The sequence below is a fragment of the Sphaerisporangium sp. NPDC049002 genome, assembly GCF_040649355.1.
GTDB lineage: Bacteria > Actinomycetota > Actinomycetes > Streptosporangiales > Streptosporangiaceae > Sphaerisporangium.
Genome location: NZ_JBEZFH010000054.1, coordinates 1 through 18267, shown reverse-complemented (window position 1 = coordinate 18267; position 18267 = coordinate 1). Strand labels below are relative to the sequence as shown.

7 protein-coding genes are annotated in these 18267 nt (G+C 70.8%); 6 read left to right on the top strand and 1 reads right to left on the bottom strand.

Translation table 11 applies throughout. The features are described 5' to 3' along the window. Nucleotides 1–8 precede the first annotated feature (8 nt). From AB0B89_RS13975 to fabD, 6 genes are read left to right on the top strand one after another with little or no spacing between them, the layout of a single operon-like run. The gene (locus tag AB0B89_RS13975) at nucleotides 9–9149 is read left to right on the top strand and encodes an amino acid adenylation domain-containing protein (RefSeq protein ID WP_358552123.1); all 9141 of its coding nucleotides are present in this window, start codon (nucleotides 9–11) and stop codon (nucleotides 9147–9149) included. 47 nt (nucleotides 9150–9196) lie between these two features. Further along, entirely contained in the window at nucleotides 9197–9460 is a 264-nt protein-coding gene (locus AB0B89_RS13970; RefSeq protein WP_358552121.1) for an acyl carrier protein, read from the top strand. Continuing rightward, a complete protein-coding gene (locus AB0B89_RS13965) occupies nucleotides 9453–10688 on the top strand; it encodes a beta-ketoacyl synthase N-terminal-like domain-containing protein (protein WP_358552119.1) in 1236 nt (411 codons plus the stop codon). The genes AB0B89_RS13970 and AB0B89_RS13965 overlap by 8 nt, the downstream gene beginning before the upstream one ends. Nucleotides 10689–10693: 5 nt before the next feature. Further along, nucleotides 10694–11956, top strand: a complete 1263-nt coding sequence (locus AB0B89_RS13960; protein ID WP_358552117.1) for a hydroxymethylglutaryl-CoA synthase family protein — start codon at nucleotides 10694–10696, stop codon at nucleotides 11954–11956. Beyond that, nucleotides 11944–14169, top strand: a complete 2226-nt coding sequence (locus AB0B89_RS13955; protein ID WP_358552115.1) for an enoyl-CoA hydratase/isomerase — start codon at nucleotides 11944–11946, stop codon at nucleotides 14167–14169. Before AB0B89_RS13960 ends, AB0B89_RS13955 begins: the two co-directional genes overlap by 13 nt. Nucleotides 14170–14173: 4 nt before the next feature. Further along, nucleotides 14174–16051: an ACP S-malonyltransferase gene (gene fabD, locus AB0B89_RS13950; RefSeq protein ID WP_358552113.1), complete on the top strand. Its 1878-nt coding sequence runs from the start codon at nucleotides 14174–14176 to the stop codon at nucleotides 16049–16051. A gap of 724 nt (nucleotides 16052–16775) precedes the next feature. Here fabD and AB0B89_RS13945 read toward each other — a convergent pair. Beyond that, nucleotides 16776–18239, bottom strand: coding sequence for an endo-1,4-beta-xylanase (locus AB0B89_RS13945; protein ID WP_358552129.1), 1464 nt, complete (start codon nucleotides 18237–18239; stop codon nucleotides 16776–16778). Between the last annotated feature and the right edge of the window lie 28 nt (nucleotides 18240–18267).

Sequence of the window (18267 nt, the reverse complement as noted above, 5' to 3'; positions counted from 1 at the left end):
TGACCACCGTGAACGAAGACAGCGCGCAGGACCTGATCCGGAAGATCAGGTCGCTGCCCGCCAAGCGGCAGCGCGCCCTGCGGGCGCTGCTCGAGCAGCAGGGCGTCGACCTCTCCGCGCTCGACACCATCCCGCCCGCCGCCCGCTCCGCGGACGAGCCCGTGCGGCTGTCCTACGCCCAGCAGCGCCTGTGGTTCCTCGCCCAGCTGGACGGAACCAGCGCGTACTACAACATCCCGATGGCGCTGCGGCTGCTCGGCCCGCTCGACCGTCCGGCGCTGCAACGCGCCCTGGAGGAGATCGTCCGGCGGCACGAGGTGCTGCGCACCCGGTTCGTCGACCGCGACGGCGTGCCCTACCAGCACATCGGTGACGGCGCCGAATTCTCCGTTCCCTACGAGAAGGCGGCTGACCCCGCGCACCTGCGGTCCATCTGCGAGCGGGAGGCGGTGGCCCCCTTCGACCTGGAGCGCGACTGCCTGATCAGGACGAGGCTGCTGCGCCAGGCGGAGCGGGAGCACGTCCTGATGGTCACCATGCACCACAGCGTCTCCGACGGCTGGTCGCTCGGCGTCTTCTTCCGCGACCTGGTCGCCCTGTACGAGGCGTACTCCGCCGGCCGGCCGTCCCCGCTGGAGCCGCTGCCCGTCCAGTACGCGGACTACGCCGAGTGGCAGCGCCAGTGGCTCGTCGACGAGGTGCAGGAACGCCAGGTCGGCTACTGGAAGCAGCGCCTGGACGGCGTCGACGCCCGCCTGACCCTCCCGGCCGACCGGCCGCGCCCGGAGACGAAGACCTACCAGGGCGCCCACGAGCGGTTCAGCTGCCCGCCGGACCTGCTGCGGCGGCTCCAGGTACTCAGCGAGCGGCACGACGTCACCCTGTACATGACGCTGCTCGCCGTCTACCTGATCGTGCTGCACCGCTACAGCGGCCAGACCGACATCACCGTCGGCACCCCCGTCTCGGGCCGCAAGCGCCTGGAGGCCGAGGGACTCATCGGGTTCTTCGCCAACACCCTCGTCATGCGCACCGACCTGGCGGGCGATCCGACGTTCGCCGAGCTGCTCGCCCGGGTCAAGGAGACCGCGCTGCAGGCCTACGACCACCAGGACGTGCCCTTCGAGGCCGTGGTCGACGCACTGCGCCTGGAACGCAGCCTCAGCCACTCGCCGGTCTTTCAGACGATGTTCGTGCTCCAGGAGCGGCAGACCGAGCGGGACGTCCGGCTCGGCGAACTCGAGGTGTCGCTGGTCGAGTTCGACTTCGACATCACCAAGTTCGACGCCACCCTCGACCTGCGCGAGACACCGGACGGCCTGGTCGGCGCCGTCGAGTACAACATCAGCCTGTTCGAGCGCGCCACGATCCAGCGCTTCGTCGGCCACTACACCCGGCTGCTCGCCGCGGTCGCCGACGACCCGGGGGAGCGGATCTCCCGGCTCGGCATGTTCGACGAGGCCGAGCGGCACCAGGTGCTCGTCGCCTGGAACGACACCCGGCGTCCCTACTCGAACGACCGCTGCCTGCACGAGCTGGTCGAGCAGGCGGTGGCGCGCCACCCCAAGCGCACCGCCGTGGTCTTCGGCGACCGCGAGTGGAGCTACCGCGAACTGGACACGCGGGCCGACCGCGTCGCCCACGCCCTGCGCCGCCACGGCGTCGGCCCGGACACCGTCGTCGGCCTGTACATGGAGCGCTCCGCCGAGATGGTCGCCGCGATCCTCGGCATCCTCAAGGCCGGAGGCGCCTATCTGCCGCTGGAGCCGACTCACCCGGCCGAACGCACCGCGTACGTCGTCGAGAGCTCCGGCGTCGAGGTCGTCCTGACCCAGCCGCACCTGGCCGCCCAGTCCCCGGCCGGCGTCCGCCATTTGCTCCCCCTCGACACCGACGGCCGGATACCCGGCGCCGACGGCGAGGTGCCCGTCGCCGAGCCCGTCGCGGCCGGCCCCCGCCACCTGGCGTACGTCATCTACACCTCGGGCTCCACCGGCCGCCCCAAGGGCGTCATGGTCGAGCATCGGGCGGTGGTCAACCGCATCGAGTGGATGCAGAACGAGTACCGGCTCGGGCCCGACGACGTGGTGCTCCAGAAGACGCCGTTCACCTTCGACGTCTCCGTTTGGGAGTTCTTCTGGCCGCTCATTGCCGGCGCCCGTCTGGTCGTCGCCGAGCCGGAGGGCCACAAGGACCCCGACCACCTGGTCTCGCTCATCCGGCGGACCGGCGTGACGACGCTGCACTTCGTGCCGTCCATGCTCCGCTCGGTCGTCGACGAGGCGGGCTGGGCCGACTGCACCTCCGTCCGCCAGGTCTTCTGCAGCGGCGAGGCCCTGCCCGCCGACCTGTGCGCCCGCCACTACGCCCGCCACACGGCACCGCTGCACAACCTGTACGGGCCGACGGAAGCGGCCATCGACGTCAGCCACTGGACCTGCCCCGACGATCGGCCGCTGCACACCGTCCCCATCGGCCGGCCGATCCAGAACATCCAGCTCCACGTCCTCAACGAGGCCCTGGAGCCGCAGGGCATCGGATGCGTCGGCCAGCTGTACATCGCCGGCGATGGCCTGGCCCGCGGCTACCTCAACAATCCCGACCTCACCCGCGAGCGGTTCGTGCCGAACCCGTTCGGTGACGAGCCGGACGCCCGCATGTACCAGACCGGAGACCTGGTGCGCAGGCTCGCCGACGGCAGCCTGGAGTTCCTCGGGCGCGTCGACGACCAGGTCAAACTCCGCGGGTTCCGCATCGAACTCGGCGAGATCGAACACCGGCTGGCGCAGCACCCCGCGGCGCGCTCCTGTGCCGTCGTCGTCCGGGAGGACCAGCCGGGCAACCAGCAACTGGTCGCCTATGTCGTCGCCGACGGCGCGGCCGCCGCCGGCCGTGACGAACTCGCCGCCCACCTGGAACGCACCCTGCCGCAGTACATGGTGCCCAGCGCCTTCGTCACCCTGGAGACCCTCCCGGTCACGTCCAACGGCAAGCTCGACCGCAAGGCCCTGCCCGCCCCCGGCATCGACGCCTACGCCCAGCACGCCTACGTCGCCCCGCGCCCCGGCACGGAGCAGGTGCTTGCAGAGATCTGGGCCGAGCTGCTCGGCTTCGACCAGGTGCGCATCGGCGCCCAGGAGAACTTCTTCGCGCTCGGCGGCCACTCGCTGCTGATCACCGTCCTGATCGCCCGCCTCAAGGCACGCGGCCTCGACGTCACCGTGCGCTCGGTGTTCAACGCCCCCACACTGGCCCGCCTGGCACAGGAGATCGACGCGGCGGGGACCGGTACCGCCTTCACCGTCCCGCCGAACCGCATACCGGAGCGGTGCGCGCGCATCACCCCGGACATGCTGCCCCTCGTCGACCTCACTCAGGAGCAGATCGACGCGGTCGTGGCGACGGTGCCGGGCGGCGCCCCGAACGTGCGGGACATCTACCCGCTCGTCCCGTCGCAGGAGGGCATCCTCTTCCACCACCTGATCGATCCGGACAACGATCCCTACGTCATCCCGATCCTGCTCGCCGCCGAGGACGAGGAGACGAGCGACCGGTTCGTCGCCGCCCTGCAGTCGCTGATCGACCGCCACGACGTGATGCGCACCGCCGTGCTCACCGCCGGCCTGCCCGAACCCGTCCAGGTGGTCCACCGCGAGGCTCGCCTGCGCGTGCGGCGCCGCACGCTCGACCCCGCCGCCGACGCCGAGTCCCAGGCCCGGGCCCTTCTGGAGCGCCCGGGGCGGATGACGCTCGGCAACGCGCCACTGCTGGACCTGGTGATCGCAGAGGACCCGCACTCCACCCGCCGCTTCCTGCTGCTGAGCGCCCACCACCTCATCGAGGACGCCACCTCGCTGCGGCTGATCCTCGAAGAGCTGGTCACCCACATGTCGGGACGCCTGGAGCGACTCGCGCCGCCGGCCCCGTACCGGGACTTCGTCGCTCACACGCTGCACCAGCTGGCCGCGGGCGAGGCGGAGGCGTTTTTCCGGGACCGGCTCGCGGACGTGACCGAGCCGACGACGCCGTTCGGCCTGACCGACGTCCGCGGCGACGGGCGCGGCGTGCGCGAACTGCGCCGCTCGCTGCCCCCGGGCCTCACCCGCGACCTGCGCGCCGAGGCGCAGCGGCTGCGCATCAGCCCCGCCACGCTGTTCCACGCGGCCTGGTCCGTCGTGGTGGCCGTGTGCAGCGGACGCGACGACGTGGTCTTCGGCACGGTCCTGTCCGGCCGTTTGCAGGGCGTGCCGGGCGTGGAGCGGATGCTGGGCAACTTCATCAACACCCTGCCCCTGCGCGTCCGGCTGGCCGGCAAGAGCGTCCGGGAGCTGGTGTCCAACATCGACACCGCACTGAAGGAGCTGATCGCCCACGAGCAGAGCTCGCTGATCCTGGCACAGCGCTGCAGCGGCCTGGATGGCGACGTCCCGCTTTTCAGCTCGATGCTCAACTTCCGCCACTTCGAGCCGGGACAGGACGACGCCGGCATGCCCGGTGCCCAGGCCCAGGGCGTGCGCTGGCTCGGCTCGGTTGACCGCACCAACTACCCGGTGGGCCTGTCCGTCGACGACACCGGCGCTGAACTCTCCCTCAACGCCCAGGCCGACGCCTCGATCTCGGTCGAGGCGCTCATCGACTACGTCGAGGCCGCCGTGTCCGCCATCGTGTCGGCCCTCGCCACCGACGACGGGGCGGACACCCAGGCCTTGGCCATCGACATCCTGCCCGCCCCGGAGCGCTCGCGGCTGCTGACCGACTGGAACGACACGGACCGGCCGTACCCGCACGACCGCTGCCTGGCCGACCTGTTCGAGGAACAGGTGCGGCTACGGCCGGACGCGGTCGCCGTCGAGCACGGCTCCCGGACCCTGACGTACGCCGAAACCAACGCCCGGGCCAACCGCGTGGCGCACTACCTGCGCGAGCAGGGCGTCGGCCCCGACACGCTCGTCGGCCTGTGCGCGGAGCGGTCCCTGGAGACGGTGACCGGCCTGCTCGGCATCCTCAAGGCGGGCGGCGCCTATGTGCCGATCGACCCGGGCTACCCGGAGGAGCGCGTCCGCACGATCCTTCGCGACTCCGGCGCCCGTATCGTGCTCAGCCAGTCCCACCTGCCCGCCGCGCTGCTCGATGGCGCCGACCAGGTGGTGCACCTCGACACCGGGGAGCCGGCCGGGGACGGCACCAAGGTGCTCGCCGGCCGGCCCGAGACCGACCCGTCCCGCGCCGAGGTGGGCACCACCCCCGAGCACCTCGCCTACGTGATCTTCACCTCGGGTTCCACGGGGCGGCCCAAGGGCGTCCTGGTGGAACAGCGCGGTGTGGTCCGGCTGGTGCGCAACCGCGATTACTTCCCGACCGACGAGCGCACGGTGGTCCTCCACCACTCGTCGATTTCCTTCGACGTGGGCTCCCAGGAAGTGCTCGGCCCGCTGCTGAACGGCGCCCGGCTGGTGCTGCACGACGGCGACTCCAAGGACGTCGTCCAGCTCCTCGACCGCATCGAGCGGTCCGGGGTCACGATGCTGGCCCTGTCGGCCGCGTTCCTGCCCGCGTTCACCGAGGCGTCCCGGCACCGGCGGCTGCCGCTGACCTACCTCGGGGTGGGCGGCGAGGTGTTCTCTGCCAAGGACGTGCGCGCGCTGTACGCCGCCCACCCCGGCCTGACGGTCGTCAACGCCTACGGCCCCACCGAGAACAGCATCGCCTCGACCTGCCATGTGATCCCCCGGGACCTCGCCGAGGACGCGGTCATCCCGATCGGCAGGCCCATCGTGCAGTCGACCGCCCATGTCACCGATGACCGGATGCGGCTGGTGCCCTGCGGAGTGGTCGGCGAACTGTGCGTCGGCGGCGCCGGCGTGGCACGCGGCTACCTGGACAATCGGGAGCTGACCGCCGAACGGTTCGTCCCCGACCCGTTCGACACCGCTCCCGGCGCGCGGCTGTACCGCACCGGCGACCTGGTGCGCCGACTCCCGGACGGCACCCTGGAGTTCGTCGGCCGCGTCGACGACCAGGTGAAGGTGCGCGGCTTTCGCATCGAACTCGGCGAGATCGAGAGCGCGCTGCACACCCACCCCGCGGTGCACAGCGCCGTGGTCACCACCCAGGCCCACGGCGACGGCGGCAAGCTGATCGCCTATGTGCGCCCGACGGACGCATGGCTGGACACCGCCGCCGAGGAGCAGAACGCCGAGCAGCTCGACCAGTGGCAGCGGCTCTTCGAGGACCAGTACGCCGAAGCCGCCGACGGCGCGGCCGAGCTGAACATCGTCGGCTGGAATAGCAGCTACACCGGCGAGCCCATCCCCGAGCCCGAGATGCGCGAGTGGATCGACGGCACCGTCGGCCTGATCCAGGAGCTACGCCCCAAGCGGCTGCTGGAGATCGGCTGCGGCACCGGTCTGCTGCTGTATCGCTACGCCGACGCCTGCGAGGCGGTGCACGCCGTGGACATCTCGGCGTCCGCGCTCGCCGGAGTGGGTGCAGGAGTGCGGCGGCGCGGCTGGTCTCACGTCACGCTCGCCCAGGGCGACGCCTTGTCCGTGACAGCACTGGCCGGCATGCGGTTCGACACGGTCGTCCTCAACTCCGTCGTGCAGTACTTCCCCAACCGGCAGTACCTGCAAGAGGCCATCGCCCGGATCCTGCCGCTCGTCGAGGACGGCGGGCACATCCTCGTCGGCGACGTGCGCAACCTCGACCTGTTCTCCGCCCACGCCTGCGCGGTGGAACGCAGCCGGACCCCGGTGCGCCTCTCCGCCGCCGCGCTGGCCGAGCAGGTGCGGCGCCGCCGCCGACAGGACGGCGAACTCCTGGTGAGCCCCACTTTCTTCGCCGGCCTCGGCGAACGCTTCCCCGAGATCGGCGCGATCGACCTCCGGGTGAAGCGCGGACTCGGCGAGAACGAGATGCTCAGCTACCGCTACGACGTGGTGCTGACCAAGGGCGAGTCGGCCCCGGCCGAGCCGCCCACCTGGCTGGAGGCCGACACCCCCGCGGCACTGCGGACGCTGCTGGAGAACGGCGCCCCCGAACGGTTCGGCGTCGTCGGCCTGGCCAACCCGCGCATCGCGGACGACGTCGCCGTCGCCGAGGGCCTCGCCCGCTGGTCCGCCGCACACCAGGTGGAGCCGCTGCCCGCCGGCGTACGGCTGTCCGCGACGGCCGCCGCGGCGGTGCGGGAGCTCGAAGAGACCCTGCGGTACGCCGATGACCTCGGCTACCGCGTGGCCGCCACCTGGTCCCAGGACCGCCCCGACGGCCTCGACCTGGTCCTCGGCAAGGGCGAGCTGCCGCGCGTCCGGGCCCGAGCCTCGTACCGCCGCTCCCATCTGGCCAACACGCCGCAGATCGGCCGGACGAGCCAGGCGCTGGCCCGCGTGCTCAAGGAGCACCTGTCGGCCAAGGTGCCCGACTACATGGTGCCGAGCGTGTTCGTGGCCCTGGAGGAACTCCCGGTCACGCCCAACGGCAAGGTCGACAAGAAGGCGCTGCCCGCTCCGGACGAGGCCGACGTGGCCAGGGAGTCGTACGTCGCACCGCGCACCGAAGCCGAGCACGAACTGTGCCGGCTCGTCGCGGACGTCCTCGGCCTAAGCCGGGTGGGCCTCCAGGACGGCTTCTTCGACCTGGGAGGCCACTCCCTGCTCGCCACCCGGCTGACCGTCCGGGTCAAGCAGGAGACCGGCCGCGACCTGCCGCTGCAACTGATCCTCGGCGGCGCCACCGTGGCGGAGATGGCCACGACCCTGGATTGGCAGGAGCAGCTTCCCGCCACACCCGCCCTGGCGCCGCTGCCGCGCAGCGGAACCGGCCCCGAGGCGCCGCTGTCGCTGCAGCAGCGAGAGCTGTGGTTCCTCAACCGGCACGACAACCTGGGCTCCGCCTACGACAACGTGCAGATGGCCTACCGCATCGTCGGCAGGCTGGACCGCCGGGCGTACGCGCGCGCCTTCGAACTGCTCGTCGAACGGCACGCGGTGCTGCGCACCAGCTACCACGCCCACAGCGACACCTACATACAGCGGGTCAACGATGACAGTGGGTTCGCCGTCGTCGTGGAGCAGGTCGACGGGGACGCCGCGGTCGCCGAGCTGCTGCGCGCGGAACGGGCGCGGCCGTTCTCCCCGGCCGACCGGTGCATGCTGCACGTCCACCTGCTGGCCCTTTCCGAGTACGAGCACGTGGCCGTCGTCACCCGCCCCTGGGGCATCTTCGACGGCTGGTCCACCGGCATCCTCCTCGCGGAACTCAACGCCGCGTACACCGCCCTGGCCCGCGGCGACGAGCCGGAACTGCCCGAACTGCCGCTGCGGTACGCCGACTTCGCCCACTGGCAGCACGAGGCGGTGGGCCCGGCCGAGCTCGACCGCCAGACGGCCTACTGGCGGCGGCAGCTCGCCGGCCTCCCCGCCTGCGTGTCGCTGCGCACCGACTACCGACGCGGCCCAGTCAAGTCCCACCAGGGATCGACGGTCGAGGTGACGGTCCCCGCCGAACTCCTGGGGCAGCTCCAGCGGCACAGCCAGGAACGCGGCGTCACCCTCTACATGACCCTGCTGTCCGCGTTCGGCGTGCTCCTCGGCATGTACACCGAGGACCGCGAGCTGGCCATCGGCTCCCCGGTGACCAACCGCCCGCACCCCGACCTGGAACGCCTCGTGGGCTACTTCGTCAACGTGCTGGTGATGCGCCTGGACGTGGCACCCGGCCGGACTTTCGACGAGGTGCTGGAGCAGGCCAAGCGGGTCACCGCCGAGGGCCACGAGCACAAGGACGTCCCGTTCGCCGCCCTCTCCGAGGCGCTGGCGGCGGACCCGGACCCCGCCTGCTCGCCGCTGTTCCAGGTGATGTTCAATCTCATCCCGGCTCCCACCCCGGCGCCACGCCACAGTACCGGCCCGGACCTCGCCACGCTGCCCGTGCGCTCGGGCGACGGGCCGGCGAAGTTCGACCTCAACCTTGTGCTGCGCGAGACGCCCGCCGGGCTGCACGGCCACCTGGAGTACAGCACCGACCTGTTCGCCAGGAGGACCGCGCGGACGATGGCAGCGCTCTACGAACGGCTGCTGCTGAAGATCGTGACCAGTCCCGGGGCCGACCTGGCCGCACTCCGCGCCGTGGCGCGGGACATGGAGTTCTGACTGACAACCCGCCGCGACCCGGCGGCATGAGGCAAGTGATGGTGAAGATGAGAAGCGAAGAGATCCTGCCCCTGATCACCGAGGCGATCGTGGAGGTCCTGCCCGAGCTGGAGGGCCACGCCTTCACGGAGTCCAACTCGCTGGAGGGGCTCGGCGCGAACTCTATGGACCGGGCGGAGATCGTCATGCTCGTCCTGGAGCGGCTGGACCTGGAGATACCCCTGGTCGATACGTTCGGCCCGCAGAACCTGGGCGAACTCGCGCAGCACCTGAGCGAGAAGACCTCCGTGAGGGCCCAGAAGCGTGCGTGACGTCGCCGAGATCGTGGTGACCGGGCTGGGCGTCACCACGGCCGTCGGGCAGGGCAAGGAGCAGTTCACGCGAGCGCTGTTCGCCGGGGACCACCGCTTCGCCGTGCTGCGGCGCCCCGGCCGGCAGCTCGACAGCCGGTTCGTGGGCGCGGAGATCCCTTCGCTCGCCCCGCCCGCCCGGGTGGCCGCCCGCGATCTGCGCACCGCGTCCCTCACGGCCCAGGTGGCCCTGGCCACCCTGGAGGAAGCCTGGACGGAGGCCGGTCTCGACGAGGCCGACGCCTCCCGCGTCGGCCTCATCGTCGGCGGCAGCAACGTGCAGCAGCGCGAACTGGTGCAGGCCCACGACAGGCACCGCGCCAAGCCACGCTTCCTCAGGCCCGGCTACGGCATGTCCTACCTGGACACCGACCTGTGTGCCCTGGCCACGGCAGTCTTCGGCATCCGCGGCCTGGCCCACACAGTCGGCGGCGCCTCGGCCTCCGGCCAGCTCGCCATCATCGAGGCGGCCGAGGCCGTCGCGTCCGGCCGGGTCGACGTCTGCATCGCCCTCGGCGCCCTGGCGGACCTGTCGTACTGGGAACTCCTGGGACTGCAGTCCATGGGTGCCATGGCACCCATGGACTGCGCCGACGCCCCCGAAGCGGCCTGCCGCCCCTTCGACACGGCACACAACGGCTTCGTGTTCGGCGAGGCATGCGCGGCACTCGTCGTCGAACGCCGCGGCGCGCGCCCACCGCGCGAGCACGCCCCCTACGCGCGACTGGCGGGTTGGTCGGTGCAGCTCGACGGCAACCGCGGCCCCAACCCCTCGCTTGAGGGCGAGGTCCGGGCGATCCGGCAGGCCCTCGGCAACGCGGGGCTCGCCGCAGCGGACATCGACTACGTCAACCCGCACGGCACCGCGTCGCCCGTCGGCGACCGCACCGAGGCCCAGGCGCTGCGGGCGAGCGGGCTCACCCGCGCCGCCGTCAACGCCACCAAGTCGATCACCGGCCACGGACTCAGCGCCGCTGGCGCGGTGGAGGCGGTCGCCACGCTGCTGCAGATGCGGCACGGCCGGCTGCACCCCACCCGCAACCTCGACGACCCGGTCGACGACTCCCTGCGCTGGGTGCGCGGCGAGGCCGTCGAGGCGGAGGTGCGCCACTGCCTGAGTCTGAGCCTTGGCTTCGGCGGCATCAACACGGCACTGTGCATGAGCACGTACGAATCACGGAGAGCGTAAAGGTCATGTCCCGCGTCGGAATCGAAGCGATGAACGTGTTCGGCGGCTCGGCAGTGCTCGACGTCGCCCAACTGGCGCAGCGTCGGGGACTCGACCCCAAGCGGCTGGACAACCTGCTGATGCAGGAAAAGACGGTCGCCCTCCCCTTCGAGGACCCGGTGACCTTCGGCGCCAACGCGGCCCGCCCCCTCCTCGACCGCATGAGCCCCGAGGGCAGGGACCGCATCGAGCTGCTGATCACCTGCACCGAGTCGGGCATCGACTTCTCGAAGTCCGTGAGCGCCTACCTCCACGACCAGCTCGGCCTCAGCCGCAACTGCCGTATGTTCGAGCTCAAGCAGGCCTGCTACGCGGGCACCGCCGGACTGCAGATGGCCTGCAACTTCATCCTGTCCCAGACCTCACCGGGAGCCAAGGCACTGGTCCTCGCCACCGACATCTCGCGCTACCTCCTCGAGGACGGTGCCGACGCCTCGGCCCAGGACTGGTCCTACGCCGAACCCAGCGGCGGCGCCGGCGCCGTGGCCATGCTGGTCAGCGACGTCCCCCACGTGTTCCAGCTCGATGTGGGCGCCAGCGGCTACTACGGCTACGAGGTCATGGACACCTGCCGCCCCGCACCCGACAGCGAGTCCGGCGACGTGGACCTGTCGCTGATGTCCTACCTGGACTGCTGCGAACAGGCCTACCGGGCCTACGAGCGCAAGGTCGAGGGCGCCGACTACCGCGGCTCCTTCCAGTATCTCGCCTTCCACACGCCGTTCGGCGGGATGGTCAAGGGCGCCCACCGCACGATGATGCGCAAGATCGCCAAGGCCAGGGGCACCGAGATCGCCGAGGACTTCGAGCGCCGGGTGGCGCCCGGACTGACGTACTGCCGCCGCGTCGGCAACATCATGGGCGCCACGGTGTTCCTGTCGCTGGCGAGCACCGTGTGCAACGGTGGCTTCGACAGCCCGCAGCGGATCGGCTGCTTCTCCTACGGCTCCGGCTGCTGCTCGGAGTTCTACAGCGGCGTGGTGACACCGGACGGCGCGACGCGGCTGAAGGAGATGGGCATCGAGGCGCACCTCGACGCCCGCTACCGGCTGACCGTCGACGAGTACGAACGCCTGCTGTCCGAGAGCGACTTCGTCCGCTTCGGCACCCGGAACGCGACAGTCAACCAGAGCCTCGTCCCCGCAACCCGCCCGGCGGACGGCGCGGGACCGCGGCTGGTGCTCCAGTCGATCAAGGAGTTCCACCGGGAGTACGCATGGGTGGACTGACCTACGGCACGCTGAAGGTGCGCGAGCAGGGGAACGCCTGGTTCGTGCGACTGCACCGGCCCGAGGCGGGCAACGCCCTCAACACGGCGATGGTGCGCGAGCTGACCGACGTACTGGCCCGCGCGGCGGCCTCGCCGGCCACCGTCCTCGTGCTGGAGGGACTGCCCGAGGTGTTCTGCTTCGGGGCCGACTTCGACGCCATCAGCCGGGCGGCCCGCGAGGGCGGACCGACCGCGGCCGACCCGGAGCCGCTGTTCGAACTGTTCCGGCAACTGGCGTACGCGGACCTCGTCACCATCGCCCACGTCCGGGGCAAGGCCAACGCCGGAGGCGTCGGCATCGTGGCGGCCTGCGACATCGTCATCGCCGACGAGGGCGCCACCTTCAGCCTCTCCGAGCTGCTGTTCGGCCTCATCCCCGCCGTCGTACTGCCCTTCCTGATCCGGCGCACCGGGTTCCAGCACGCGCACTACCTCGCCGGCACCACCCGAACCGTCGATGCGGAACGCGCCCGCGAATGGGGGCTGGTCGACGCGTGCGGAGCGGACAGCGAGGGCCTGCTGCGCACACACCTCAAGCGCCTGACCCGGCTCTCGAAGCCCGCCGTCGTGCGCTACAAGGCGTATCTCCGGCAGCTGTCCCCGATCCCTGAGCAGACGAAATCCGCCGCACTCGCCACCAACCGAGAGGTCTTCGAGGACCCGATGAACGTGCGCGCCATCCAGCGGTACGCGGAGGAGGGCCTGTTCCCGTGGGAGACGGGCCCGCAGCCGAATCCGCCGGAGCCCAGCCCGGGCACGGCCTCCGCCCCCGCGACGACCGAGACCGCCGTACGCACACCCCTCGCCCCGCAGGACCTCGGCAACCCCCGCTTCCGCGCGGCGCACGGCGTCACCCGCACCTACGTGGCCGGTGCCATGTACAAGGGAATCGCCTCGGTCGAACTCGTCACCGCGATGGGCCGGGCCGGCATGCTCTCCTTCCTCGGCACGGGCGGGCTGAGCCCGGAAGCCGTCGACGACGCCCTCGGCCGCATCCGCAAGGAGCTGGACGAGGGACAGCCGTACGGCGCGAACCTGCTCAGCTCTCCGCAGGAACCCGAGCTGGAGACGCGGCTGGTGGAGCTCTACCTGGACCACGGCGTGCGCTGCGTCGAGGCCTCCGCCTACATCCAGCCGTCGCTCCCGCTGGTCCGCTACCGCCTCGCCGGGCTCTCCCGGGGCCGCGACGGCGAGGTGCGCGAGCAGCACCGCGTCATGGCCAAGGTCTCCCGCATCGAGGTGGCGGAGCGGTTTCTGCGGCCCGCACCGCCGGAGCTGGTGCGCCAGTTGCTGGACGCCGGGCACATCACCCCCGACCAGGCCGAACTCGCCAGGCGGGTCCCGTTGGCCTCGGATTTGTGCGTGGAGGCCGACTCCGCGGGCCACACCGACGCCGGCAACGCCTACGTGCTGATGCCCGCGATGAGCGAACTGCGCGACCGCGTCACCCGCGAGGAGGGCTATGCGGAGCCGGTGCTGCTCGGAGCCGCCGGCGGCATCGGGACCCCGCAGGCAGCCCTCGCCGCGTTCGCCCTCGGCGCGGACTTCATCGTGACCGGGTCCATAAACCAGTGCACGGTCGAGGCAGGCACCAGCGACGCGGTCAAGGACATCCTCCAGGACCTCGGCGTGCACGACACCGACTACGCGCCCGCCGGCGACATGTTCGAGGTCGGGGCGAGGATGCAGGTGGCCAGGAAGGGCCTGCTGTTCCCGGCGCGCGCCCAGAAGCTGTACGAGCTGTACGTGCGCCACGACTCGCTCGACGACCTGGACGCAAGGACCCGCGCCACCCTGGAGCAGAAGTACTTCAAGCGCCCGCTCGAGGAGGTATGGGAGGAGACCCGGGCCCATCTGGCCCGGCGGTTCCCGGAGCGCCTCGCGGAGATCGAGCGGAACCCGAAGCAGAAGATGGCCTTGGTGTTCCGCTGGTACTTCGTCCACTCCACCCGCCTGGCGCTGGCCGGCCGCCCCGAGTACAAGGTGGACTACCAGATCCACTGCGGCCCGGCGCTGGGCGCGTTCAACGCCTGGGTCAGCGGGACCCCGCTGGCCTCGTGGCGCGGGCGGCACGTGGCCGCCCTCGCCGACCACATGATGCGCGAGACCGCGGCCCTGCTCGGCCGCACGCTTGGCGCCCACACCGGCACGTCACACGACACAGCGAGGTGAGCACATGAAATCGGTTTACGTCTTCCCGGGCCAGGGCTCCCAGCACAAGGGCATGGGCACCGGGCTGTTCGAGAAGTTCCCGGAGCTGGTGGCCCAGGCCGACGACGTACTCGGCTACTCCATCGAGGACCTGTGCCTGCGCGACCCGGACCGGGTGCTGAGCCAGACGCAGTACACCCAGCCGGCGCTGTACGTGGTCAACTCGCTCACCTACCTGGACCGGACCACCGAACGCGGCGAACTGCCCACCGTCGTCGCCGGACACAGCCTCGGCGAGTACTGCGCTCTGTTCGCCGCCGGAGCGTTCGACTTCGCCACCGGCCTCAGGCTCGTCGCCAAGCGAGGCGAGCTGATGAGCCAGGCCCCCAAGGGCGCCATGGCGGCCGTCGTCAACCTCGACCAGGGGCGCGTCCGCGAGATCCTGTCCGGCCTGCCGTTCCGGAACGTCGACATCGCCAACATCAACTCGCGCAAGCAGTGCATCCTGTCCGGCGAGTACGATGAGATCCACGCCCCCGAACTGCGCGCCGCCTACACCGAGGCGGGCGCCCGCTTCATCCCGCTCAACGTGAGCGCGGCCTTCCACTCACGCTGCATGACGGCTGTACAGCAGGAGTTCGCGCTCTACCTCGTCGGCTTCGACCTCGCGGAACTCACCCTCCCCGTCGTGGCGAACTACACCGCGCGCCCGTACCCCACCAAGGGCTACGCGGACTGCCTGGCCCACCAGATCTCCAGCCCCGTCCGCTGGTACGAGTCGATGTCCTGGCTGATCGCCCAGGGCCACCGGGACTTCCACGAGATCGGTCCGGGCAACGTGCTCACCAAGCTCAGCGCCCAGATCCTCAAGGACCCGCTGCCCGTCGAGGCCGACACCGAACCGCAGGAGGTCTCCGCCGCGGTCCGTGCCAGGCCGCGCACCGAACTGGTCTTCATGTACGGCGGCCAGGGCACCCAGTACCACCAGATGGGCCGGGGGCTGTACGACACCGACCCGGTGTTCCGCAGCGCCATGGACCGCTGCGACGCGGCACACCGCGCGACGGGCGGCACCTCGCTCCTGGACGCCGTCTACGACGACTCGCGCAAGGGCCGCCCCCTCGACGACATGCTTACCTCGCACGCCGCGCTCTACAGCATCGGCTACAGCCTCACCGAGATGCTCCGCGCCGAGGGCATCCACCCCGACGCGGTGCTCGGCCACAGCCTCGGCGAGTACATCGCCGCCACGGTGGCGGGCGCCATGTCCTTCGAGGACGGCCTGCGGTTCGTGACGAGCCAGGCGCGGTTGCTCAAGGAGCGGTGCCCGGACGGTGGCATGCTGTCCGTCCTGCACTCCCCGGACCTCTTCCGGATGCGCCGCGACCTCTTCGATGACATCGCCCTCGCGGCCGTCAACTACGATCGCAACTTCGTCGTCAGCGGCGCCGAGGCCCGGCTCGCCGACCTCCAGCAGGCCCTGGACGCCGAAGGCGTGATCACGGTCCGGCTGCCGGTGCGCCACGCCTTCCACTCCGCCCTCCTCGACACGATCCGGCCGGACTGCCTCTCCCTGGCCAGGGGCATCACTCCCGGAACCCCGCGGCTCCCCGTCCACTCCTCGATGCTCGCCGCCCGCCTGGGGACACCGCAGCGCTGGGACGAGTACCTGTGGGACGTGATCCGCCGCCCCGTCCGGTTCGACGAACTGATGGCGTCCGAGTTCACCATGCCCGACCACCATTTCTTCGTCGACCTCAGCGCCAGCGGCTCGTTCGCCAACTTCCTCAAGCACGGCTACGCCCCCGCCTTCCGCGGCGCACCGGCCATCAACCAGTTCGGCAACAACACTGGCACCGTCCGCAAGCTGCGCGACGAACTGCTCCGGCTGCCGTGTGCCTGACGCGTGACGATGGTCACGGAGCACCGAGAGCGCCGCCGCCTATGCTGAGGAAATAGCCCTTGACCTGCACAAACGCAGGCAGGGGGCCGACATCCAGGAGTGCTCTTCATGCTGCGCACCATGTTCAATTCCAAGATCCACTGCGCCGCCGTCACCCAGGCCGAACGCAGCCGGTCGTTGGCCGGATGCCTGAGAAAGCCGGTCCCGAGGGTGCTGCTGGCCTGCTCGACGCCCTTGCGTAGCCGTGCCAGCGCGCGTTCGCCGACCTGGACGGCGTCGGCCCGCCAGCGCCCAGCCAGCAGTCGGAAGCGGTCTTGCCGGCATCATTCCAGCACGTTGAGGAGAAGGCCGGACCGGGTTGGGGGCTGAGCCTCCCTCCCCACTCTCGGGAAACCTGCCAAAAGACTGACCAGGAGCGGGCCACTCCGGCTGGCGATCCCCGACGGACACGAAACTTTCATCGACCACTTCACGGGCAGGCGCGAGCGAAGGCCCCTCGGGGCCGGCCTGATGGGCAGGTCCGTGAGGAGATGGCCTCCGGTGCGGCGGGGCCCGCCGCACCGGAGGCCTCCTTCACGAGGAAGGGGAGGATCATCAGCGTCTGGGTCGGCAGGCCCAACCGCCACGGGAGGGTGTCGTCCCGCCGGCGTTGGGGTTCGGACCCTGGTGGAGGTACTGCCCCTCGCAGGGGCCGGTGGTCAGGGCCGGCCCCTGCCGGTGTGGGTCAGCGGGTCCAGGTCCACTTCTGGTTGTTGCCGCCCGAGCAGGAGTAGAGCTGGAGCTGGGTGCCGTTGCCGGTGCCCGCGCCGATGGCGTCCAGGCACAGCCCGGACTGGACGCCGACGATGGACCCGTCGGAGTTCAGGCGCCACTTCTGGTTGTCGCCTCCCCAGCAGGAGTAGATCTGCACCTTGGCTCCGTTGGCGGTGCCGGCGGCGTCCAGGCACTTGGTGCCGTACACCTTGATCTCGCCGGCGGAGGTGTAGGTCCACTGCTGGTTGGTCTGACCGTTGCAGTCCCAGATCTGCAGCTGGGTGCCGTCGGTGGTGGTGGCGTTGGGCACGTCCACGCACCGGCCGGAGGCGACCCCCTTGATCGGCCCGCTACCGCCACCAGGCGGAGGAGTCGTCGTCGGAGTGACCGTCGGGGTCGGGGAGGGGTTGGGACTGGCGGCGTTCAGGGCGTTGAGGACCGAGGTGTAGGCGGCCTTCTTGTTGCCGTTGCCGTCGAACAGCAGCGGGCTACTGCTCGCGCCGAGCCAGGAGTCGCTGTCGCGTACGCCCCACACGGTGATGCCGACGCAGCGTGGCACGGCCAGGCAGTCGTTGGTCACGTTGGCGTAGGTCGTGGCCGAGCCGCCCTGGATGTCCAGCTCGGTGATGGCCACGTCGACGCCGAGGGCGGCGAAGCTCGACAGGGTGGTGCGATAGTTGCTGTTGTAGGCGCTGTTGTTGTTGAAGTGGCCCTGGAAGCCGACGCAGTCGATCGGCACGCCGCGGGACTTGAAGTCCCTGACCATGTTGTAGACGCCCTGCGTCTTGGCCCAGGTCCAGTTGTCGATGTTGTAGTCGTTGTAGCAGAGTTTGGCGGCGGGGTCGGCGGCCCGCGCGGTGCGGAAGGCCACCTCGATCCAGTCGTTGCCCGTGCCCTGGAGGTTGGAGTTACGCCGGCCGCCGGTGCTGTCGTCGAAGGCCTCGTTGACCACGTCCCAGGCGTAGATCTTGCCCTTGTAATGGGCCATCACGCCGTTGATGTGGTTGATCATCGCCTGGCGCAGCGCGCTGCCGGACATTGACTGCATCCAGCCCGGCTGCTGGGAGTGCCAGGCCAGGGTGTGCCCACGGACCCGCTTGCCGTTCTGCACGGCCCAGTTGTAGACCCGGTCGCCGTTGGTGAAGTTGAACTGGCCCTGCTGGGGCTCGGTGGCGTCGATCTTCATCTCGTTCTCGGGCGTCACCATGTTGAACTCGCGGTTCGCGATCGTGGTGTAAGCCGAGTCGCCGAGCTTGCCCGCGGCGATGGCGGTGCCGAAGTACCGGCCGCTCTGCGCGGCCGCCGCGCCGAGCGTGCTCGCCGCGGCACCGGCGGGAACCGTCATCGCCAGCGCCGTGACCGTGCCGAGCTTGACCCGTGCCGATAACACCCCGCAGGTGGGACAGGCTCGCGCGGCCTCATCCTGGGTGAGCACGTGGACCACCCGATGGCCGCCATCACCC

Coding starts and splice junctions, on each gene's coding strand:
- AB0B89_RS13970 (WP_358552121.1), top strand. CDS start 9,197: ATGAGAAGCGAAGAGATCCTGCCCCTGATCACCGAGGCGATCGTGGAG.
- AB0B89_RS13960 (WP_358552117.1), top strand. CDS start 10,694: ATGTCCCGCGTCGGAATCGAAGCGATGAACGTGTTCGGCGGCTCGGCA.
- AB0B89_RS13955 (WP_358552115.1), top strand. CDS start 11,944: ATGGGTGGACTGACCTACGGCACGCTGAAGGTGCGCGAGCAGGGGAAC.
- fabD (WP_358552113.1), top strand. CDS start 14,174: ATGAAATCGGTTTACGTCTTCCCGGGCCAGGGCTCCCAGCACAAGGGC.